At 64.8% G+C, this 21627-nt stretch carries 17 protein-coding genes; 6 read left to right on the forward strand and 11 right to left on the reverse strand.

Annotated features, from left to right (window positions below; translation table 11 throughout):
* Positions 1-13: 13 nt before the first annotated feature.
* Positions 14-451, reverse strand: coding sequence for a hypothetical protein (locus WFJ97_RS09075; protein ID WP_336641238.1), 438 nt, complete (start codon positions 449-451; stop codon positions 14-16).
* Between the two features lie 109 nt (positions 452-560).
* On the opposite strand from WFJ97_RS09075, the gene WFJ97_RS09080 reads away from it, so the two are divergent.
* Positions 561-1049, forward strand: a complete 489-nt coding sequence (locus WFJ97_RS09080) for a DUF2975 domain-containing protein (protein ID WP_336641239.1) — start codon at positions 561-563, stop codon at positions 1047-1049.
* Positions 1049-1258, forward strand: coding sequence for a helix-turn-helix domain-containing protein (locus WFJ97_RS09085; RefSeq protein ID WP_247633218.1), 210 nt, complete (start codon positions 1049-1051; stop codon positions 1256-1258). The genes WFJ97_RS09080 and WFJ97_RS09085 overlap by 1 nt, the downstream gene beginning before the upstream one ends.
* Before the next feature lie 4 nt (positions 1259-1262).
* On the opposite strand, the gene WFJ97_RS09090 is transcribed toward WFJ97_RS09085, so the two are convergent.
* The gene (locus WFJ97_RS09090; RefSeq protein WP_336641240.1) at positions 1263-1568 is read right to left on the reverse strand and encodes an ArsR/SmtB family transcription factor; all 306 of its coding nucleotides are present in this window, start codon (positions 1566-1568) and stop codon (positions 1263-1265) included.
* Positions 1569-1650: 82 nt separating this feature from the next.
* Between WFJ97_RS09090 and WFJ97_RS09095 the strand changes: the two genes are divergently transcribed.
* On the forward strand, positions 1651-2949 hold the full coding sequence (locus WFJ97_RS09095) for an MFS transporter (RefSeq protein ID WP_336641241.1): 1299 nt from the start codon (positions 1651-1653) through the stop codon (positions 2947-2949).
* 135 nt (positions 2950-3084) lie between these two features.
* Here WFJ97_RS09095 and WFJ97_RS09100 read toward each other — a convergent pair whose 3' ends face one another.
* The 4 genes from WFJ97_RS09100 to WFJ97_RS09115 form a co-directional block, all read right to left on the reverse strand.
* Positions 3085-3321 (reverse strand): hypothetical protein, encoded by a 237-nt coding sequence (locus WFJ97_RS09100; RefSeq protein ID WP_336641242.1) that lies wholly within the window; start codon positions 3319-3321, stop codon positions 3085-3087.
* On the reverse strand, positions 3314-3877 hold the full coding sequence (locus WFJ97_RS09105; protein WP_336641243.1) for a hypothetical protein: 564 nt from the start codon (positions 3875-3877) through the stop codon (positions 3314-3316). The genes WFJ97_RS09100 and WFJ97_RS09105 overlap by 8 nt, the downstream gene beginning before the upstream one ends.
* Positions 3878-3888: 11 nt before the next feature.
* Positions 3889-4212: a hypothetical protein gene (locus WFJ97_RS09110; protein ID WP_336641244.1), complete on the reverse strand. Its 324-nt coding sequence runs from the start codon at positions 4210-4212 to the stop codon at positions 3889-3891.
* 114 nt (positions 4213-4326) lie between these two features.
* Positions 4327-5910, reverse strand: a complete 1584-nt coding sequence (locus WFJ97_RS09115) for a hypothetical protein (RefSeq protein WP_336641245.1) — start codon at positions 5908-5910, stop codon at positions 4327-4329.
* A gap of 252 nt (positions 5911-6162) precedes the next feature.
* Here WFJ97_RS09115 and WFJ97_RS09120 point away from each other — a divergent pair, with 252 nt between their 5' ends.
* The gene (locus WFJ97_RS09120) at positions 6163-7110 is read left to right on the forward strand and encodes an ADP-ribosylglycohydrolase family protein (RefSeq protein WP_336641246.1); all 948 of its coding nucleotides are present in this window, start codon (positions 6163-6165) and stop codon (positions 7108-7110) included.
* 417 nt (positions 7111-7527) lie between these two features.
* Here the strand turns inward: WFJ97_RS09120 and WFJ97_RS09125 are convergent, their stop codons facing one another.
* Complete coding sequence (locus WFJ97_RS09125; protein ID WP_336641247.1) at positions 7528-8967, reverse strand: exonuclease domain-containing protein; 1440 nt, start codon at positions 8965-8967, stop codon at positions 7528-7530.
* Here WFJ97_RS09125 and WFJ97_RS09130 point away from each other — a divergent pair.
* Entirely contained in the window at positions 8938-10155 is a 1218-nt protein-coding gene (locus WFJ97_RS09130) for a hypothetical protein (protein WP_336641248.1), read from the forward strand. The two genes, WFJ97_RS09125 and WFJ97_RS09130, sit on opposite strands and share 30 nt — an antisense overlap.
* A 22-nt stretch (positions 10156-10177) precedes the next feature.
* On the opposite strand, the gene WFJ97_RS09135 is transcribed toward WFJ97_RS09130, so the two are convergent.
* Complete coding sequence (locus WFJ97_RS09135; protein ID WP_336641249.1) at positions 10178-11245, reverse strand: DNA cytosine methyltransferase; 1068 nt, start codon at positions 11243-11245, stop codon at positions 10178-10180.
* A gap of 74 nt (positions 11246-11319) precedes the next feature.
* On the opposite strand from WFJ97_RS09135, the gene WFJ97_RS09140 reads away from it, so the two are divergent.
* A complete protein-coding gene (locus WFJ97_RS09140) occupies positions 11320-11862 on the forward strand; it encodes a very short patch repair endonuclease (protein ID WP_336641250.1) in 543 nt (180 codons plus the stop codon).
* On the opposite strand, the gene WFJ97_RS09145 is transcribed toward WFJ97_RS09140, so the two are convergent.
* Genes WFJ97_RS09145 through WFJ97_RS09155 form a run of 3 tightly spaced genes read right to left on the reverse strand, consistent with a single transcriptional unit; the run spans position 11767 to position 21366 of the window.
* Entirely contained in the window at positions 11767-13545 is a 1779-nt protein-coding gene (locus tag WFJ97_RS09145) for a DUF1998 domain-containing protein (protein ID WP_336641251.1), read from the reverse strand. The two genes, WFJ97_RS09140 and WFJ97_RS09145, sit on opposite strands and share 96 nt — an antisense overlap.
* Positions 13538-16735, reverse strand: a complete 3198-nt coding sequence (locus WFJ97_RS09150; RefSeq protein ID WP_336641252.1) for a helicase-related protein — start codon at positions 16733-16735, stop codon at positions 13538-13540. The genes WFJ97_RS09145 and WFJ97_RS09150 overlap by 8 nt, the downstream gene beginning before the upstream one ends.
* Positions 16732-21366, reverse strand: a complete 4635-nt coding sequence (locus WFJ97_RS09155) for a DEAD/DEAH box helicase family protein (protein ID WP_336641253.1) — start codon at positions 21364-21366, stop codon at positions 16732-16734. The genes WFJ97_RS09150 and WFJ97_RS09155 overlap by 4 nt, the downstream gene beginning before the upstream one ends.
* Positions 21367-21627 lie beyond the last annotated feature (261 nt).

Genomic DNA, 21627 nt, shown 5'->3' on the forward strand with positions numbered 1-21627 from the left:
GGCGAGCCCGCGCTCACCCCGGCAGTTCGACCCCTCGAGCGGTGGCGAGTTCGCGCGTCTTCTCGGCGGCATCCGTCTCGATGCACACCGCCGTCTGCAGCCCGAAACCGTTGTCGCGCAGCAGGTAGTAGCTGGTGATCTCGCTGAGGCGAGCACCCTCGACGTCACGGAACGCGAAACGAACGTGCACCAGCGCGAGCTTGTCCGTCACGAGGGTGATGTCGAGCACCTCGTGCCCCGCCGCGGCGAAACCGAGCCGCTTGTGCAGGGGGAACGACATCGAGAGCCCCTGCACGAGCGCCTCACGGGACTCGGCCACCATCGACGCCGCGTCGTCGACGACCACCCCCGGCTCGGCCCACAGCTTGGCCCACGCGCCGGCGTCGAAGTTCGTCAGCGTTGCGGCGTAGCGGGTGAAGTAATCGTCGATCCGAGTCGCAGTGATGGCCATGCTTCGAGCCTCGCCGCGAAGTGGATCAATCGCAACGATTTGGCGAGAATCGCGACGTATCGAACGATTAACGATAGATTGCTATTGTTCCTCGACGAAAGGTGGAGACATGGGCACTGCGACGATCGCCGCGCTCCGGGTCGTGATCGCGCTCGCACTGATCGGTTCGCTGATCGTGCAGACGGTCGGCGTTCCGCTCGTCTGGAGCGACCTCGAGGGCGCCGAGCCGTGGGGGCGCATCGCGCTCGTGATCATCGCCGTACTGGGGGTGGCAACGCTGCAGGTCTTCGGCGTATGCGTGTGGATGCTGCTGACGAAGGTGCGCCGTGGGTCGATCTTCCAGCCCTCGTCGTTCCGATACGTCGACGTCATCATCGGGGCGATCCTCGCAGCCGCTGTGCTCGCCTGGATCCTCGCGGCACTGCTCGCCCCGGGCGACGCAGCGCCGGGGATCATCGCCCTGATCGGCGGGATCGGCGTGGTGCTCGCCGGCATGGCGCTGCTGGTCGTGGTGATGAAGGCGCTGCTCCGTCAGGCGATCGCGCGGGATGCCGAGGCTACGGCGCTGCGCTCCGAGCTCGACGACGAGGTGATCTGATGCCCGTCGTCGTCGACATCGACGTCATGATGGCGCGGCGCAAGATGGGCGTCGGCGAACTCGCCGAGCGCATCGGCATCACGCCCACGAACCTCGCCGTACTGAAGAACGGACGCGCGAAGGCCGTGCGGTTCACGACGCTCGACGCGCTCTGCGCGGCGCTCGAGTGTCAGCCCGGAGACCTGCTGCGGTGGGTGCCGGAGGAGTAGAGGCTCAGCTGGCGAGCACCGAGTCCAGCAGGCCGGGGAACAGGGCGTCGAGGTCGTCACGGCGCAGGGTCAGGCGTCGACGCCGGCCGTCGGGCTCGTTGCGGATGACGCCGGCCTCGCGCAGCACCTTCATGAAGTGCGACTTGGTCGACTTCGGCAGGTTCGGGTCGGTGGCGTGGCAGGCGGCCATGTCGAGCGGACCGTCGGCGAGCTGGCGCGTGATCGCGAGGCGCTCGGGGTCGCTGAGCGCGAAGAGCACGTCGGTCAGCTGGATCTCGGAGCGCTCCGGGTGCGGAAGATCGCCAGGCATGGTTCGAGAATAGTTGAACAATCATCGGATGGCGAGTACGGTCGGATGGTTCGATAAAACTCGAACGGTTGAGGAGCGCCGCATGACCAGTACCGAGTCGATCACCGTGCCGCCGCAACACGGTGGGGCCCTTCGACAGGCTCAGGGACCCGGTGCGGCTCAGGCACCCGGTGCGGCTCCGGGACCCAGTGCGGCTCAGGGACCCGGTCGCGACGGCATCCGCTCCCGCCTCGGCTTCCCCCTCGCGGTCTCCGCGCAGATCGTGATGATGATGGGCGCGAGCGCGCCGTCGCCGTTCTACCCGGTGCTCGCGCAGCAGATCGGGTTCGACGCGATCGTCATCAGCGCGGTGTTCGCCGTGTACGCGGTGGCACTGCTGCTCACGCTCCTCACGGCCGGTTCGCTCTCCGACCACATCGGCCGGCGGCCGGTGGCGGTCGGCGGATTCCTGCTGCTCGCCGCCAGCATGGTGCTGTTCTGGCATGCGGATGCCGTCGCCACCCTGTTCCTCGCCCGCATCCTGCAGGGCGCGGCGAGCGGCCTCCTCATCTCGGCGCTCTCCGCGACCGTGCTCGACTTCGCCCCGACCGGACGCCCGAAGGCCGCGGCCCTCTGGAACTCGCTGAGCCCGGGCATCGGTCTCGCGTCCGGTGCACTCGTGTCGGCGGTGCTGCTCGATGTGACCGGCGAGGCACTGCTCGACGTCTTCGCGCCGCTGACCACCGCGTACGTGCTGCTCGCCGCGCTGTTCTTCGCGATCCCCGAGACCGCGCCGCGTCGGCCCGGAGTCTGGGCGTCGCTGAGTTTCCGGTTGTCGGTGCCCGCCGGCATCCGTTCGGATTTCTGGCGCGGTGCACCCGCGATCATCGCGGGCTGGGCGACCGGCGGGCTGTTCCTCTCGCTCGGTGCGAACATCGTGCGCGGCGAGCTCGGCGGCGAGGCGCACGTGTGGCAGGGGCTGGGCGTCGTGCTGCTCGCGGGTGTCGGTGCGGTGACGGCGTTCGCGATGCGACGGATGCCGGCGCGCACGACCGTCCTGTTCGGCACGGCGGCTCTGGCCGTCGGAACCGCGCTGTCGCTCGCGGCGCTCTCGGTGCAGTCGCTCCCCTTCTATCTCGTCGCCGCGGGAGTCACGGGCATGGGCTTCGGTACCGCATTCTCGGGAGTGGTCGCGTCGCTGGCGCCGAAGATCCCCGCGACCGAGCGCGCCGACACGTTCGCCGTGATCTACGTGCTGGCGTATCTCGCGTTCGGGGTGCCGGCCGTGGCAGCGGGGCTGCTCGTGGGCGTCATCGGGCTCGAGGCGGTGTGCTTCGGATACGGGCTCGTGGTGATCGCCCTGGCGGCGGTGGCGTTCGTGCTGCGGGTGCGTCGGGCGTAGGTGCGGGGGATGCGGCCTCTTGTGCACGGATCGGTGCGCGTGCACGGATCTCTTGTGCACGGATCGGTGCAAATTGCCGGCTCTGAGCGCCCATGACCGACATATGGCACCGATCAGTGCACGCTTGCGCAACGATCAGTGCACGCGTCGGCGTTTCTCGCCCTGCGGCACCCACGCCCACCGCAGCGCCGGGCCGTCGATCTGCTTCACGGTGAAGCGGCGCGCGCAGGTCGTGCACTCGATACGGTAGGTCATCGACCAGCCGGGCTCGGACGTCTCGACGATCCGCACGCGACCGGCGCGCTGCTCGTCGTTCGGGTCGGTGCGGTCGCCGTCGCGGTACGGATCGCAGCACGGATGCCGGTCACTCACCGGCATCCTCCGGCCAGGTCCAACTCGCGTTCGCGTCGCGCACCTGCTTCTCGATGCGGCGTCGATGGGAGGCCGCGCGCTTCGTGTCGGCGTTGCCGAGCACCGGCCAGCGCCACTCGGCGGGGAAGATGTGGAGTGCGAGCGTCGTCGCGTCGGAAGCGTGCGGATCGACGGCATGAACGAGCGTGAACGCGTAGTCCTGCACCCGCCACACCGCACGCGGGAACGACACGAGCTTCTCCCGACTCAGCACGCGGCCGTATCCGTCGTCGGGATCGAGCGGCGATTCCGCATGGAACCCGTCTCCTCCGTAGAAGTGGACGAACGCCATCTCGAGCTCGCGTCGAAGCGCCGGCATCCGTTCGTCGGGGTCGTCGCGCTCGGAGCGCGCCAGCGGAAAGATCCTCACCCGATCGTTCTCGATGACCCACGGGCTGAGCGCGCGCCAGTCGACCTCGACGTCGGGGCGTCCGTCGGGTCCGCGACGCTCACCCCGGCGGATGCGCAGGATCTCGTCGACGATCGCGAGACCGTCGGCGACTCGCACGAACGACACGGCGGATGCCGTCAGCCGAGGTTCGCCTGGATCTGACCGGCGAGCTTCTCGACGGCCTTCTTGTTCTTGACGCCGTCCATGAGCGCCGGCGGGCGGTTGTGGTGCACGTTCAGCCACAGGTGCACGTCGGATCCGGATGCCGCGGGCACGACCGTCGCGCGCCCGATGAGCTCCCAGTTGAGCATCGTCTTGCGGGTCTGGAAGTCGATCTGCGTGCCATCGGGACTCTGCCCAAGCACCTTCGCCTTGGTGTCGGCGAGGGTCTTCTGCACAGCTGCAGCAGTGGGCGCGGCGTCGGCGTTCGAGTGGAACGTGGTGGTGGCTTCGGATGACATGCGGGTCCCCTCCGGTTGGGATCGTGTGTGTCGGTGGGGCCAGGTTAGCGAACAAGTAGCACCGCACCTCCGATACGTTCGCTCTGCCTACAGGGCCCCCTGTTTGCGTGAACGCTAGGCGTGAACCGGTTTGCTAACTTCAAACAGCAGTTGTCTCCACGATTCAACGTCTTCCCAGGACGCGGAGATCTGGTTGTGCGTTTCGATGAAGTATGGGCGCACCTGAATAATCGCACCATCCACGCGTGGGAATGATTCAGGCGTCCAACCTGACATCCAGCCGAGCAAGAACTCAAGCTCATCCCCGCCTGAGATACCTGCAGCGCCCATGTCATTGCGAAGTCGCATGAATGACTTCAAGTCATCCGCAGAGCGGAGGCACCCCAAGAATATCGTGAACGCCTGCAACGGCATGGCGATAAAAGCCGGAACACCGCTCTCGACCATCGCCTGAGGGCGCCACACTTGCGCGCTATATCCGTGCAGAACGGCAACCAATCCCGATACATGATCGCCTTGTTCTGGCCGACGTCTACGAATCCAGCAGCCAGATTGTAGCCGTGACACTCGCTTCCGTATTTGTTTGTTGGCCCCGAGCAACTGATCATAGCTCGCCGCAGCGCTTGCCGCGTCCTTTGCGGGAAGGTACGACTTGGCTTCGATAATCACGTCTATCCCCTTCGCCCGAAGATGCAGATCAACTTCATCTCCATCGGGCGATGTCATCGAGTCAGATACGAATGAGTCACGAAATGTATGAATATCCGGAGGAAGAAGTTCTTGCGCGATGTGGTTACACAAGTACTCGAAGGCATCTCCCTGAGCATCTGATCCATGAATTTCCTTGATCGCCGAAATCAACACAACATCCAAGCCGAAAACCAGCGCTGATGCGTTTCCCACGTGGATTTCGCCATCGAGATCAATTAGTGGCCGAAGCTCTGGTCCAGAACCCTCGACAAGATTCGAAAATGACGCTGGAGTAGCGCGTGGCGCTGTCATGGCTGTGAGCACGGCTGGATGCAGGGACACAAGCACCTTTTTGCCGGGAAGTGGCAAAGCGCGCCCGATCTCTTCCGAAAAACGGACGATTTGCCCCTGGCCGAACATCTCGGCGATCGAGCCACCTTGCTCAGTGGCCCAGGCGTCGATTCCGGTAGCAACGAGATGGCAGACCCAACGGAAGCGGATGCCCTCAGGCTCCATTCGGGCATGCGTGGTCCAAGGATGGATTCCAAGCAGGTGCGAATCAGTTGGATTGGCGATCAGATGAATCAGTGATTCGGCATACCAATGAGCCGCTCCTTGGGCGAACTCATCGAAGGTCCCTGCTGCGTCAGGATCGTCGCTGCCCGCGACGCCGAGCAGCCATGCGAACCTGGAGTACGAGGGTCCTCGCGCCGTTGACGCGCTCGTTGCTAGGTCCGTCGATCGCATGCGATTGGTAGTGCGGAGCAGATCCTCCATAGCTTGACGTGCTTCATGGTAGGTTCGCTCGCTCGCCCGCTGTAGTTCAGCCTCGAGTCTCTCGTACCTTGCGTTCGCTTCTGGCGATGCGCCATCGAGTTGCAACCTGCTCAACGCCTCGATCACACCGATAAATAGTTTTCGAGTCGCCGGGGAGGCTGAAGCTGTAAGCGCGCTGAGTTCACGATTTCGCCCTTGCACCTCAGCCGTAGAGTCAGGAAGGATCGCCATAAGCGCGATGCTATCGGTGATGTCGCATTCGCTGTTTCACCGCCGTCCACCGCGCGCCTGTGCATGCGGACCGGCCGACGAGATCGAGACACGAAGCCACAGCGGGGTGCGAAAGGCGGTGGTTGCGCGGAAGTCTCGTACGGCTTGCTTCGCGCGACCGGCCGAATGGCTGATCTGGCGGCCCCACCCCCACAGTTTGTTGCAGATACGACTCGACGCCTATCCGCCCACTAATTGACCAGGAGGACACCTATGCCCCTCACCGCCCCTCAGCTCGACCGCGCGGTCGGTGCCGTGCTCGCCTCGGCCGCCGGTGATGCGCTCGGGTCGCAGTACGAGTTCGGTCCGGCGCTCGACGATGCGGTGATGCCCGTGTTCGGCGTCGGGCAGTTCGGGCACGGCGTCGGCGAGTGGACCGATGACACGAGCATGGCCGTGCCGATCCTCGACGTGCTCGCGCGCGGTGATCGACTGGAGGATGCCGCGTCGCGCGAGGAGATCGTCGGACGCTGGATCGGATGGGCGCAGACCGCGAAAGACGTCGGCGCGCAGACCCGCGCGGTGCTCGGGCGCATCCCGCAACCGTTCACCGAGGCCGATGTGCTCGCGGCATCCCGCGCCGAGCACGACCGCGCCGGACGCAGCGGAGGCAACGGGGCGCTCATGCGCACGGGTCCGCTCGCGCTCGGGTATCTCGACCGGCCCGCCACGGAACTCGCGGCCGCCGCCGAAGCGATCTCGAAGCTCACGCACTGGGAGCAGGACAGCGCCTCGGCCTGCATCCTCTGGTCAGCGGCGATCCGGCACGCGGTCCTCACCGGCGAGCTCGACGTGCGGGGTCAGCTGTCGTTGCTGCCAGCGGCGGATGCTGCGCGCTGGGGTGCCTTGATCGATGAGGCGCTGGTGCCCGGGGCGCATCCGCGGGACTTCATGGCGCAGAACGGATGGGTGGTGCGGGCGTTCCAGGGGGCGTTGGCTGCTGTTGCTGGGGCGTCGTCGCTGGTGGATGCGTTGGAGCGGGGCGTGCGGGGTGGAGCGGATACGGATACCGTTGCCGCGATCGCCGGGGCGTTGGGTGGGGCTGTGTGGGGTGCTTCGGGGCTGCCTGGGGAGTGGGTGGGGGTGTTGCACGGGTGGCCGGGGTACTCGGCGGGGGATTTGCGGGGGCAGGTGGAGCGAGCAGTGGCGATGTGCGGGTAAACGCGCACAGACATCGCCTTTCGAGGTACGTATCGTCGCCGGCGCCCAATCCAATCCCCTGACACTTATACGGGAGGGCCGTGCACATGAGAGATCCGTGGCTTGAGACCATCGCTCGTCCGGCGAGTCACCTCTTCGCGACGTGCGGCGTCTTCGTCACCCTCATCACGGGCGTTGTGCTGTCTGTTGTGAATCCGTCGTGGATGGCCCTGTTCGGCATCGTGGGCGCCGCGCCCGTGGTGATCTGGTACCTCGTCATGATGAAGAGGTACCGACAGAATCGGGCTCGCTGGTCGACGGAGACAGATCGTCGGAAGTAGTGCGTTCGGATGGGTGGGCCAGCTCGTCGGCCCACCCACCACTAGCGAAATGCGGGCGCACCCTGGAATCTACCCGGGTAGATTCCAGCAGTCTTGATCAGGCGTACCGCTCGGCGAGCCACGCCTCACCGACGATCGGGATGCCGTAGTCACGAGCCTTTCGCGCCTTGCCCGACAGCGAGTCGGGGTCGGCCGCGATCACGAGCCGCGCTGCCTTGGTCACTGCGGGCTTCGGAATGATGCCGTGCTCACGAAGCCGCTGTTCCCACTCTGAGCGCGCGCGGGTCATCTCTCCCGTGAGCACGACGATGTCCCCCGGGCTGAGGGCGAAGCTCGCCGGTTCGGCGACCACGTCGACCTCGACCGGCTGAGCGACGGCGTCCAGAACGATCTCGACGGGCACCTCCAGAAGCTGCGCGACAGCGATCAGATCTTCACGCTCCTCCGCGGTGACGATGCCGTCGGACCATGCGACCTTCACGAGCGCGGCGAGGTAGTCACGATGCAGCGACTCGACTGTCGAACGCGAGATGCCCGCGCGGTCGGCGAACGCGACCAGTGCGTCCTTCTCGTGCTCGGAGAGATACCGGTCGAGCAGGCAGCGCTCGACGAGGGCGATGTACTCAGCCTGTTCGTCGGTATCGCTGACGTCAGGGACCCGGTCGATCATCCGCTCGAGGAAGCTCGGGGAGTAGCCCGCCACGGAGGATCTCGCGAACCACTCGACGCGCTCACCTGCGTGCGGCGCGAGACGTTCAGCCCGCCCCAACATCTCCTGCCAGCTCGACTGGCCGGTACTGGCGACGAACGCCGCGAGCAGCTCCGCGGTTGCCCGAGCGTCGACGGCCGCACGGTGCGCTCCGCTCAGATCGATGTCGAAGGCGGCGCAACAGTCGGCGAGCGTGCTACTGCCGCCGAGGTGCGTGCGAGCAAGACGCATTGTGCACAGGCTGACGAAGGGCACCCCCGCCCAGTACGCCGCGCGGCTCAGCTCGGCTTCGAGGAATCGCATGTCGAAGGATGCATTGTGGGCAACGATCGCGCGCTGCGACAGCAGATCAACTAGGTCGCCCGTGATCCCGCCGAACAGCGGAGCCCGCAGGATCTCACGCGCGGAGATGCCATGGATGTCCTGCCGTCCCAGATCTCGCCCGGGGTTGATCAGCGTCTCCCATTGGCCCGTGATGGTGCCATCGGGGTCGGAGTGCACGACCGAGATCTCGATCGCTCGATCCGCGCCTTCGGCGTAGAAGCCGGTGGTCTCGAAATCGATCGTCGCGAAGCCGGTGGACGGTGGGGGAATCAACGACATGAGGTCACTGTATCGATCGCGCATCGCGCCGGCACGAAAGGTCCTGCTCGATGAATGCGCATGTCGGTTCCATGCACCAGAATCGACAAGAACGCGCTCAGGCGCATGAGCAAAGGACTCTCGATGGACGACGCCGACCTCTCGGAGATCGAACTGATCAGTGACGGAGACGGAATTGCACTGATCGGTCCCCCGTTGGCCATCGAGTATTTCCTCAGTTCGCACCACCTGCCCTCGCGTGAACTCGACCTCCCACGGCTGAGCAGCGCGTTCGGCGGTGGCGCGGCCGCGCTGAAGACCGGGTCCGAGGTCGCGGCCAACTCTGGACGCTGGATGAAGCTGACCGAAGAGTCGTATGCGGCTGCCCAGCTCCTCCCCAAGGTGACCAACTCGACGAGCGGGAACTGGCACGCGACGCTCCGGGCGTCGAACGGACAGTTCGCGAAGAACCTTCAGTTCCTGAAGACGCCGGGGTCGATCCTCACCAACCCCGCGATGCTCGCGGGAGCTGCGGGCATCATGGCGCAGCTCGCGATGCAGAAGACGATGGATGAGATCACCGACTATCTCGCCGTCATCGACGAGAAGGTCGAAGACGTTCTGCGTGCGCAGAAGGATGCCGTGCTCGCCGACATGATCGGCGTCGATCTGGTGATCGAAGAGGCGATGGTGATCCGCAAGCAGGTGGGGCGGGTCTCCGATGTGACGTGGTCGAAGGTGCAGGGCACGTCGATGACGATCACCCGGACGCAGGCCTACGCGCTCCGTCAGCTCGACGCGCTCGCCGAGAAGATCGAGAAGAAGTCGCGCATCAGTGAACTTGTCGATTCGACGCGGGATGCCGAAGAGAAGGTGCAGGAGTGGCTCGCAGTCATCGCACGCTGCTTCCAGCTGCACGATGCGCTCGCGATCCTCGAACTCGACCGCGTGCTCGACACCTCGCCCGACGAGCTCGACAAGCACCGGGTCGCGTTGCAGACGGCGCGCGCCAACCGCATCGAACTCATCTCCCGTTCGACACTTCGCATGATCGAGAGGATCGACGCGGCTGCTTCGACCGCAAACGCCAAGGTGCTTTTCAATCCGATCGAGTCTCCGTCGGTAGTGCGTTCGCATAACCGCGTGGTCGGCAGCGTCGGCGACTTCCACGGCCGCCTCGGTATCGAAAGCGGAGATTCATCGGTGGATGCCCGGCGGTGGACAACGGCGGTCGGCGACACCCGCGATGACATCGTCGAGGCCGGCAGCGACGGCGTCGAGGCCGCGCTGCGGACCGGGACAGAGGTCGTCAACGCTTCGATGCGACTCGGAGCGGATGCTATGGATCGGGCGAAGGATGCGGCGGGTGCTTTCGCGAGCTTCGCGGAGAGAAAGTTACGTCGACGCAGAAATCCGGACGGCGAGGACGAGTAGGCGCCAGGCGCCAAGCGGTCGGTCAGACGATAGAGTCTGCGATCAGCCTCCCGATCGCTCTTCCCAGCGGAATAGGCACAGCGTTGCCGATCTGACGAGCGATGGCGGTCCGAGAGCCAGCGAAACGATAGTCGATCGGGAACCCCTGAAGCACGGCTGCCTCATAATGCGTGATCGCCCGATGCGCAGACGGATGCAGATATCGCCCCTTCTCCGGCTTGAAGAACTCGGTTCTGATCGTGACAGACGGACGGTCGAGGTGGAGCCGGCCCATCACATCGCCGGACCCCGACTTGTGCTTACGCCAGCACGGGGCGAGAAGCTCGTCCGGGAGGTTGAACCTGTTCCCCCCTGGGGGGATCTCGGCGAACCTGCGCAACGAGATTTCGGCGTAGTCGCGCCCGACGTGAAGCTCTCGGGATGACCACCACCCTCGATGGGCCCGACCGTCAATCTCGACCCGCCGCTCCACAAGAGCCGGGTCCACCGCGTGAGGGATGCCAGCGAACACGGTGCCCACACTGACGTGTTCGTCTGGACGGTGGGTGGCGACGGGTAGACCGATCTCGGGCATGTCACGATGTCTGCCGATCAGAATCGCCCGCTTGCGCGCCTGCGGCGCCCCGAAGTCGGCTGCGTTGAGCACGCTCCATTCGAACGAATAGTCCCTGAGGATTCCGTCCTTCTCCGTCGCTGCGGTGAGATCTCGGAACTGGGGAGACTTCGCAAAAACTGCGACGTTCTCGAGAACGAAGTACTTCGGTTCGGCGCGGATGATCGTCTCGGCGTACTCACGCCACAACGTGTTGCGTTCATCCTCGGCGTTCTGCTTACCCAGGGTGGAGAAGCCCTGGCAGGGCGGTCCGCCGACGACCACATCGACGGAGGTGACGGAATCCTCTCGCAGCCAATCTTCGATGCCGCCCTGGTATGTGATGCCTTCGCCGTGGTTGAGCGCGAACGTGGCCGCCGCATCTCGGTCCTTCTCCACCGCGCGCACCACGTTGAAACGAGCCGAAGCCTCATGCATGCCCTGGGTGAGGCCCCCTGCACCCGCGAACAGGTCGAGGACAGAGATGGAGTTCCCCAACTATGCCTCCCGGGCGTTCGAGACCCGCAGCGAAAACGGGTCGATCCGATCCTACGACGTTGCAGGATGGACGGATGGGAGCGTCGCCGGCATCCGAAGGATCCGCATCTTCATGGGCTAGCAGCCCTGCCGCACGAGCGACCATGCGGGCGAACCGTGGCCGCGATACCGGGCCTGAGATGCAGGTGAGACGTCTGGTTCATGCCGCAGGACTTCGATACCGCGTCAACGCCCGCCCCGAACGAGATCTGCGCCGGACGGTCGATCTGCTCTTCCGCAGAGCCAAAGTGTCCGTACTGATCGACGGCTGCTTCTGGCACGGATGCCCAGAGCATCATCAAGCTCCGAAATCGAACGCCACGTTCTGGTCGGAGAAGATCGCGACCAACCGCGCCCGCGATGCTCAGACGACCGACTTCCTCACACGACGCGGCTGGCTTGTACTGCGCTTCTGGGAGCATGAGATCCGGGCGGACATCGACGCTGTCGCCGCCCGGATCATCGCCGACGTCCGATCTCGATCAGCTGATGCGCTGACCGAGCAAGGCGTCGAGAACGGGGCTGAAGAACCCGACGACCTTCTCCCCTCCGACCACGAAAGTCCTGTCGAGCAGTAGATTCGACGACTCGCAGGAGGTCTCCGGAGCGAGACTGCACGCGTGGCATGCTGCGAGGTTGAGCCCGTCGATGCTCTGGGGCTCCGACTCGGCGCACACAGGATCGTTCGGGCACCATGCGGCCTGCTCGAGCGCCGTCACGATCGCAGGTACCAGCAGATCCGGCTCTCCTTGGCGGACGAGCCCTCCGAGCGTCCCCTCGACGTCCGCCGTGGTGGTGTAGATGAAGATCCCGTAATCGCCGGCGGCCTCGCAGTAGATCCGTTCCTTCAAGGATGACGCCGTATACCCGCTGCTGAAGGCCAACTCCCGCATCAACAGATGCGCGAAGGAATGGAGGAGGATGTATTCGGCGGACACGACGTGCAGGCGAAGCCCGAGCACGGAACGATTCTGATGTTGCAGGAGGGTCGCCTCAAGCGCTCTGACGGCGGGCTGCGATGCCCACTTCTCCACAGCAGCGGCATCGAAACGAATGAAGATGCCCTCGCCGTACCCTTCGGCAGCGGGCAGCCAACTCTTCTCGAAGGACTGTGTCGGCACTGCCGCAACGGCGGTCGCCTCCGGGGAGTATCTGCGGAACCCACGCACCGCTCGGACGTCGCGGAGCCTGTCGACCAACACCACGTCCTGGATCCTCGCGGCGACGCCATCACCGGCATCCTCACCCCTCGAATACAGCTTGATCGGCCTGGTCACGAAGTCCTGCATCGGCGCGGTCCCGGACACCGCACGTACGAACGCCTCGAACTCCTCGCCCTGGAGGGTGCTCATGATCTCGCGACGTTCGCCGGGCCCACCATCATCCATCGCCGCCTCGATCTCGACTTCCGACACCCCGAGATCCTTCGCCATCTGCGCGATCATGCCCTCGCGCAGAGCGGGAACAGCGGCTCCGAGGCTGTCGAACAATCCGTGACCGCGGATCGCGTCTTCTGTGTCGGAACCACGACTGGGAACGGGTGGAATGTCGATAGCACTCACGGAATCGCTGAAGTGGAGGCTGGTCGCGCCTCGCTGCTGTGCATCCAACGGCTTTCCGCAGACGGTCCACTCGCTCTCCCACGGCTGTGTGCCTCTGCAGGTGAATCCGTCTTTGGCAAGCGCATCGCGACGGAGCTCGCCCAGCGACCGTTCCGCTCCGCAGACGTCGCACGAGACCTGCAGACTGCTCAGTCCATCACCGGCTCCTTCGAGCGTGCGGAAGCGCAACCTCTCGGATGATCGGCACTCGCCCTCGGACCCACGATGCGCCCAGTCACCCCAGGGAACGTCACCCAGGTGGCTGTTCTCCGTACAGACGAGCACGAACCTCATCGGGACGAGCCGCCCGTCGCACCCCGTCTCAGAACAGTGCGGCGCCCGGCCGGTCTCGAGCTTGGGACTCCATTTCATCAACCGACGGCACACCTGGCAGAAAAGCCATCCGGGGAACCTCACGAACTCCAGTCCCGGCACCGAGCTCTTCTCCGGTTCGTGGGTCGTCGGAGCCGCCCACAGTTCCTGGACATGCAGCGCCTCTGCGAGCCGAGACGACTCCACTCGTTCGCGCACCTTCTGCGAGGGCCATCTGTCCCCAGTCGGGACCATGAACGACTGTCCGAGGATGTCCACGATCGCCCCCGGACCGTATGGGGCCACCGTCTCGGACGCTCGGATCGTCTTCGGCGTCGACTCAACCATTCCGTTCTCCTTTCGCGCGCACCTTGACGACTCTGTCCACGTTCCTCATCGAGTTCATCACAGGCCAGCCTGCTCCGGGCTCGGTGAACTGCCGCAGCAGGCGCTCGTCCGGATCCTTCGACTGATAGACGAGAGACTTGCCGGCTCGCGAAACCCGCTCGCGGGCTGCCACCCAGTCGAGGACTGCCTCATCGATCTCGTGACCGACCTGTCCCGCCTCGCGTCGGTCGGCGCGTGCAATGTGCTCCTTCAACAACGAGACCGCCTTCTTGACGCCCGCCGAATCAGGATCGAAGTATGCCGCATCGGCGTTGCCGTTCCTACCTACGCCATGTCTCACGAGGATGACCAGTGCTGCGCGTAGAGCCCGACGTCTTGCCTGCAGGGACCAGGGAGTCACGCTGGACGGCTCGACGAATCGGTAGTAGGCGCTGTGATAAGCGCCGAACGACTCGAACACCGAGCGGTCTCGCGGCTTCCCCGAGCGGAACATCGTGACGACGAGACCCGGTGTCGTCCCTCGTCCGACCCGAGAGGTCGCCTGGATGTACTCCGATGTCGTCTTCGTGTGGCCGTTCACGAGCATCACTCCGAGCCGCTGGACGTCGATGCCGACCGACATGATGTTCGTCGTCGCCAGCGCGTCGATCACGTCGGCGCTCTCCGGTCCTCGTTCGAGCCGCTGCAGAAGGCGTATGAGCTCATCGGAGGGGACATTGCCGTTGAGTTCCTCCACCCCATCGGGACCGAGAGCACGGGTCGGCACCTCGCCGCCGGACCGACGCGCAAGGTTGCTCTGAACGTCGTCCCGAAGGATGGTGACCGTGCGCCCGAGCTCGCGGAGGCTGTTGTGGTAGACCGCAAGCGTCCAGTAACGGTCCTTCGCCTCGCCCTCCAACCCGGCGGCGACCGGGGCATCGAGGAGCTCGGTCGCGATCTGACCGATAGACCATGAGGGCGTGTGAGCCTGCGGCATGATCCCCAGATAGAGCCTTCCTGCGGCGTCGGGGTCGGGTTCGGAGAAGTGATTGTCCTCAGCCTGCAGTCCCGCCGGGGGAAACGCCTCGACCGTCTTCGCCATCAGGCCCCGAACCTGCTCCGCCGACGCGCGGGTGGTCGCCGTCGAAGCGACCGTCTTGGGCCCCGTGCCGCTCCATCGGAGCAGAGCACCGATGGCAGCCTCATACGCGCCGACGATGGTACCCAGCGGCCCGGACAGGAGATGGAGTTCATCCTGGATCACGAGCGAGGGCGGGTCGCAGACGCTGTCGATCCCGAACATTCGAGATCCATCCGAGATCCATGCCAGACGGGCGAGCTTGTCGACCGTGGCCACCAGCATCGTCGGAGGATTCGCATAGATTCCCTCATCGACCACCTGCACCGGAAGCGTGTCGGAGAACGGGCAATCGTCGTCCGGACAGAAGAACTCGAACCCGTACGCACTCGCTTTCACCCCGTAGCGACGATCCTTCGACGTTTTGCGCGGCGGCATGATCGACTCCGCACACCACGGGCATTCGAGAAGTTGGAACGGATTGTCCGGCCGGCTCTGCTGCTTGGCGTCTCGCAACTGCTTCTCAGCCTGCTTGTAGTTACCGGGGGTGGTGGAGTTACCCAACCACAGACCGATCGAGAAGTCGGGGGCTTCATCGAGCCGCTCGTCGTCCGCACGCATCAGTTCCAGCGCACAGATGAGGGTTGCCGCACGTTGGAACTGCTGTGCCGTGAGCAGTCGCATCGTGTAGCGCGTGAGCACGGCCATCCCACCACCCTTGTGCCCGCGGGCCAGCCTTCGTCGGATCATCTCGATCGCGGCGAGGCCCAGGTACGCCTCCGTCTTACCTCCGCCGGTGGGGAACCAGATCAGATCCACAAGGTCACGATCTTCATGCGCATCGTCCACGGTCGACGCCAGCGCACTGAGGATGAATCCCAGCTGGAACGGGCGCCAGGTCGGTTCGTCCGGGCCCTTGTCCGCGAAAAGCCTCCGCCCGTAGCGAGTCTCCTTGCCGACGACCTTGCGTTGCCGCAGCATCTGCCACCGCATCGCGGTGTTCGCCATTCGGAAAGCCTGCAGCACCTGCGCATCCTCACCGAGAACTCGGATGCCTTCCTCGATACGTGCGAGCGCTCGATGTTGACGCTCGACGATCGCCCCCGCGATCGCTCCATCTGACCCGCCCAGGTGCGAAGCCTCGGTTTCCTGCTCCGAGATCCACTGCGCATACTCCCGAGCGACAGACGACAGGCCCTCGACGAGGTCGGAGGTTGTGACAGTCTCGTCGGACAACCATCGCATGCTCACCGCGTCGCCAGCCCCTCGCTTCGCGCGTATCGCGCTCACCTCGGTCTGGGGAATGACCGATGTCCTGACTGTGATCGGAGCAGTTGCCGGTACGCATTCGACGGCGACTCCGTGCCCGATGGCGAATGACGGCTTGTCCCGGTACCGGAAGGCGAGTTCACGATCGTCCGGGGAAACGTGAACACTCGTCTGCGGATAGGGAAGCAGGCCGGTCTCGTCGGAGCAGGACAGCTCCACCTGGAAGAGGCACATCTCGGGGAATCGCTTGGCCTCTCCCGCGGCGACCTCCGCACCATTCGACAGCGCCACCGTGGTCAGCCATCGCCCTCCGTGATTCCGCGACCGCCATGAGAGCATCCCTCGCCCATCGAGCACCGCCTTTTCGCCGCTTGCGCCCACTTCGATGAACTCGCGACCACCGATCGGGTGTCGGGTCCACTGCTCATCGCCGTCCTTCTCGTACACCCCCGCCGAGAGCTCGACCGTCAGTGCAGACCCCCCATGCACGAAGGACATGCCCAGGGAGGCCGGCGCCCATCCGAACGCACCGGTCAGGTTGACGCCGAGGTCCTCGATCTCGGCGTCACTGCCATCGCCGTCATCGGCCGTGGAATCCCATTCGATCTCTTCCTCGTCGGCCACCGCTGCAGTGGCATCCTCGACTTCATCCAGTTCGGCAGGAACTCCTGCCCCCTGCTCGACGGGGTAGAGCGTGCCCACGAGGTACGCGTAGACCGGACTGCGCTGCAAGACCTCGTGTTCACCGTCGAGAGGCCCCAGCCACCGGCGCCGCACTTCCGCGACGACTGCTGCCCTCCCTTCGCGAGGATCCGTGATCGGTTGAGCGGTACTCGTCAGAGCGGTCATCTCGATATCGGTCATGCCTTGCTCCAGAGGTAGTCGAATTCGTTGTAGGCCAGTTCCTCACCGAACTGCTCGAAGGTGTCCTTGACATTCACGATCATGCATCGCTCGGTACCGCCGTTCTCCGGTCCGCGAAGACCACGTCCGACCATCTGCAGGTACCGATTGGGACTGAATGTCGGGCGCGCGATGTAGAGCGCGCGGACCTTCGGCGCATCGAAGCCCTGTGTGAGAAGGTCGCAGTTCACGAGCACCTGAGTCTCTCCGGATTTGAACTGCTCCACCACGCGCCGCCGTTGTTGTCTGCGCATCCCTCCGTCCACCGAATCCGCTCTGACGTCTTTCAATCGGAGAAGCGCGGCGATGGTGTGCGCAGACGCCACGGAGGCGGCGAAGACGAGGATCGGCCAGTCACTGTTCTGTTTCTTGATGTGCTCGACGACGGTCAACGTCCGCTGCATGTCTTGACCGATGGCCGCGAGCATTCCCGGCGTGACCTCCTTCATCCGCCGGAACTCCGCATCCTGGTCGCCGACAGCGACCTCGACGCCGTCGAGGAGTTCGTAATCCACCTCCGCGAGCACCTTCCACGACCTCAGTTGAGCGATCGGATCTTCCGGATCGAGCGATTCGAGCCGGTTCTCCCCGAAACGCTGTGCGAACAGACGGTTGATCTCATCATTGCGACCCCGGAATGGTGTCGCGGTCAATCCGAGCAGCGGCCGATCGGTCCGCGCCGCAGTCAGCCCGAGGTGCCGGAGGATCTCCGTGTATGACTTGGAGAGTGCGGTGTGCGCCTCATCGATGACGACGATTCCGGGAGTCGTCAGCCACTCATACTGCGGCTCACCGAGTCGTTTGACCAAGGTGGCGTCGATCGCGACGACCACATGAAGCTCCTCGTCGGATTCGTCCAGCTCGTATCCGCCCCAGAAGCGGCTGACGTCGAGAGCACGCTCATCTCCGAATGCGCGCCAGACCTCTGTGAAGGAGTGGATCGCCTGCTCGCACAGTTCTTCGCTCTGAGCGATCCACAAGACCGGTGACGGTATCTCACCCGATTTCATCAGGTGGACGAGAGCCTCCACCGTCACTCGGGTCTTCCCCGCACCGGTCGGCAGATACAGAAGGCCTCGCTTTCCCGCGGGATCTTCGGCGGTGACGAGCTCGCCGATCTTGTCGGCCACTGCGCGCTGGTACGGGTGCAGTGGGTTGAGGGTGAGCTGGCCCTGGATGTGGCTCACGGCCGATGGTCTCTTCTCGCGTGTTCCTGCAAACGATGTGTCGAATCCGAGATTCTTCACCGCCGCCTGTGCCGCGGGCGAGCCATCCCAACGATCGGGAACAGCGACGCCTCGACGCCGCAGCACGTCACGGAGTTCACGCACCGAGTCTTGGCCGTACACCCGCAGGAAGAGCTCGGCGACGTTACGGTCGTCGAGAGTCCCGGTGTTCGCCTCCACTGCATCGAGCAGACCTGCCGGGAGGGCTGATCGGAGGTCATCTGCATCCACGAGGATCAGCAGACGTCGCTCGTCGTTTCGCGCAGAACGTGCTGACGCGATCAGCTCGCTGTGGCGTAGCTCCTCGTCAGCGCGAAGCACGCTTCGAACATCGTCCGGTGTCAGGCCGAGTTCGAGCACCTCCGACACCGCGGCCAGCGCGCTCTCCGCGTCAAGGCCTGCATCGACGATCACGGCGTTCTCCTGGCGCGTGGCGCGGAGCCGCTTCTTCTTCACTCCCCTTGCGCTCTGGAGTACTCGCTGAACGCTTTCCGCGAGCGTCACCGTCACTTTTGCGAGCGACATTGCGACATGGTTCTGAAGGCTCGGGTGAATGTCTCGCAGGGGAACCGCATCCGCCGCACCGTTGATCTCGATCGACTGGTGGAGAGCGTCCTCTGCCGACAGCAGTCCCCATCTGGTCGTGAGACTCTCTTCGCCCTCATCCACGGGGATGTACGCGACGCCCGACTCGTCCAGATCCGCGATGGCTCCTTGGCCGACCACGACCGCCACCTGTTCGCGCGGCGTGAGCACGATCCGCCCGTTGGTGATCGCCGGAATACGATCGGGGATCGCCAGGTCAGACCTGCGCGAGCATTCGACGATCAGCTCCGAGAACTCCTGCGGTTTCGTCGCGGGATAGTCGTCCGCGCCCAGGAAGGCGGCAAGCATCGTTCCAGGGATCGATTCGACGGTCTTCGGCAGTGGGAGCCCCGCAACGACATCGATGCCCGCGACAGGCAGGAACGGAGCGAACCGTCGCAGCGAACCGGACAGTGCCTCATCGATTCTGCGGGCTCCGGCGGAAGTCTGGACCAATCCGTATCGGCGAACGGCCCACCATTCCATGGTGGGCATCCGGATCTCGGCCCGACGCCCTTCAAGCGGAACCACCAGGATGAACTCCGACGCACCCATCCGAGTGAGCACGGCCTGAGTCCATGTGATTCGGTCCTGCTCCGTGAGGTCATCGAGGAGCAGATCGAGCGGACCGACTCCAGGAAGCTCAGGAACATCGATCCTTTTGGCTGTCGCTTTGTTCGCTGCCAGGTAACGCCGAGCAAGGGCTTCGATCGTCGAGACGTACTCGTTCCGGAGGCCGTCCTGCCAGATGGGCCGGTCACGCTCCGGCGCGGTGACCGCGCCCGCGGCAGCGCGGACCGCGATGTTCGGAGCGATCGAGGCGTCGATCTGACGGCGGGGTATGTTTCGAGCAATCGAACCGTCTGCGATCAGGTCGCGCGCCGCGCGCCAGGTGCCGGCCCGCGTGCGCATCAGGATCGTGATCCCTCGCTGACACATACTCTCGACTGCGTCCAACGCCACGCGAGGCGTGGCTTCATCCATACCTCTCCAGAGGCGGGCCCAGTCGTCCTCGCCCCAGCGATCCGTCGCAGAGGCTGCAAGAGCAGCGGCGGCCTCGTCGACGGAGATGCCCCGGAACCCGAATGCCTGCAACTCTTGGGCCGCCAGTTCTGCCAGGTCGGCACGCACGAGCTCGACGCCATCCGGCACGGCTGCGCCCGATACCGGAAGCAGCACGGTCTGTTTCTGGTCTGCGCGGGCCCATCCTCCGCTTTCCAACGGAATCACTTTCGCGGCGACGGCGGCTTCATAGGTCGCGGGCGCACCGCGACGCAGATCGGCGAGAATCCTGAGTGCCGCCAAGGAACCCCGGGGGTCCTGCTCATCTGCGAGCTCCGCGAGCCAACCAGCTACGCCTGCTTCCTGAGGGCTTCTCTCACCTTCCGCTCCACCGAGCAGCGATCTCAGTCGAGCTCGTCGCGCCGGCGTCGAGAAGCACTTGGCATGCGGCATCGTCTCGCGGGGTGCACGCACTTGCCACAGGTGGGCAGCTTCGAAACCGATCGGGCTCTTCTCCAGATCGGGCACGCCTCGGAAGTAGGTCGATACTTTGAGATTGCCGGAGGCGTCAGGGATGAGCGGCCGCGACCTCGCGAGAATCGGAACTGCGGCGGATAGATATGCGTCGGCAGCGCTTCTGATCTCACGCCCTCGAGCGGGGAAGAGGTCGAGATGAGCCGCCGGGTCGTCGACCGTCACGGCTCGAGCCACCACGTCCAGGAACAGCTGCGCTCCCACCTCGAGCATCGCGGCATTCAGTCTGGAGTTGGGAACGAGGGATGTGCGGTCGTCGTTCACCTGCCAGGGAGCGTTGAAGATGCCGCTCGCCGTCGTCTCGTCCCGAAGTGGGAACCATGCCCAGAGACGACCCGTGGTCGCACGCACACCTCGTTGCACGGCATATGAGATCGTCATCGACTGACGCAACGCCGTCTCCGGGAGCGTCGACGAGACGTCGATGGTCGGCGTGTAGGTCCGCTCGGCGAAGAGCCATCGGGTGCGTGTTCCGTCGCGATCGACGATGACCACTTCGCCGTCGTTCTCCTGGCCCTCGCGCAGGAAGTCGCGAGACAGAGCCGCAGTCCCCGGGCGGCTCTGCAATGTGATCCGCAGTTGATTGAGGCCTTTGAAGAACAGCAGCGACTCAGGCTTGAACTCTTCGAGCTCGGCACGCAGCCGCGCACCCTCGCGGCTTAACGGCAGCTTGACGATGGTGGTCGCCCACCCCATCATCTCCGCGAGATTCTGATCCTCACGACGCGCCGCCGCGACGTCGATCATGCTGGGGACGCGCAACAGCGGGTAGCGCCCGCCGGCGGACGGGATGCCGGCGAACAGCTCCGCGGTCTCGGGAGCGTTGAATCCGAAGCTGACCGCGCGGCTGAAGATCTGCGGATGATCGCTGACCCCCAGCACCGACTTGAAGCCCAGCCCGAAACGGCCGATCTCATCGCCGCGCTTCGAGCTCAGGAAGGCGTATGTGACGGCCGTCAACCCATCGGCGTCGAAACCCGCTCCCTCATTGGCGCAATACAGCGCTCCGTCGGCCAGGCGGAACTCGACCATCCCGGGCGAGCCACCCGCGGCGAGCGCGTCCACCGCGTTCTGCAACAGCTCGGGGATCTGCCTCGTCCCGTATCCGCCGGACTTGAAGCTGTCTTCCTGCCGGACATGCTCGACCAACAGATCATGATCTTCCTCGTAGACGCGCAGCGCCTTGGACTGTCGCTCCGAAATATGATCCTGCAACGCGGGATCCATCAGCTCCGGCCAGCTCATGTCGAACCTCTCCTCCTGTCATCGGAACTCTCGTCCGCGCCGAGGCGAGTGCTCAGCCGAGTGACGTTACGGAGGACCTCAGACATTCCGCTTCGAATGCCACCCCCTGGCGAACATTATGGAGGAGGATTCATCCGCGCGCATGAAGTCGAGCTGTCGAACATACGACGACTCGACAGATTCTTCGGCTCCGATCGGATCGATACGATGACGGAGAGTGGAGCGACCGCAGACCGTGATCACCCGGTTGGACCTGTCGGA

The organism is Microbacterium sp. USHLN272, from assembly GCF_037149655.1.
Lineage (GTDB): Bacteria > Actinomycetota > Actinomycetes > Actinomycetales > Microbacteriaceae > Microbacterium > Microbacterium galbinum.

Coding starts and splice junctions, on each gene's coding strand:
- WFJ97_RS09150 (WP_336641252.1), bottom strand. CDS start 16,735: ATGACCGATATCGAGATGACCGCTCTGACGAGTACCGCTCAACCGATC.
- WFJ97_RS09085 (WP_247633218.1), top strand. CDS start 1,049: ATGCCCGTCGTCGTCGACATCGACGTCATGATGGCGCGGCGCAAGATG.
- WFJ97_RS09120 (WP_336641246.1), top strand. CDS start 6,163: ATGCCCCTCACCGCCCCTCAGCTCGACCGCGCGGTCGGTGCCGTGCTC.
- WFJ97_RS09110 (WP_336641244.1), bottom strand. CDS start 4,212: ATGTCATCCGAAGCCACCACCACGTTCCACTCGAACGCCGACGCCGCG.
- WFJ97_RS09080 (WP_336641239.1), top strand. CDS start 561: ATGGGCACTGCGACGATCGCCGCGCTCCGGGTCGTGATCGCGCTCGCA.
- WFJ97_RS09095 (WP_336641241.1), top strand. CDS start 1,651: ATGACCAGTACCGAGTCGATCACCGTGCCGCCGCAACACGGTGGGGCC.
- WFJ97_RS09145 (WP_336641251.1), bottom strand. CDS start 13,545: ATGGTTGAGTCGACGCCGAAGACGATCCGAGCGTCCGAGACGGTGGCC.
- WFJ97_RS09090 (WP_336641240.1), bottom strand. CDS start 1,568: ATGCCTGGCGATCTTCCGCACCCGGAGCGCTCCGAGATCCAGCTGACC.
- WFJ97_RS09075 (WP_336641238.1), bottom strand. CDS start 451: ATGGCCATCACTGCGACTCGGATCGACGATTACTTCACCCGCTACGCC.
- WFJ97_RS09140 (WP_336641250.1), top strand. CDS start 11,320: ATGGGAGCGTCGCCGGCATCCGAAGGATCCGCATCTTCATGGGCTAGC.
- WFJ97_RS09115 (WP_336641245.1), bottom strand. CDS start 5,910: ATGGCGATCCTTCCTGACTCTACGGCTGAGGTGCAAGGGCGAAATCGT.
- WFJ97_RS09155 (WP_336641253.1), bottom strand. CDS start 21,366: ATGAGCTGGCCGGAGCTGATGGATCCCGCGTTGCAGGATCATATTTCG.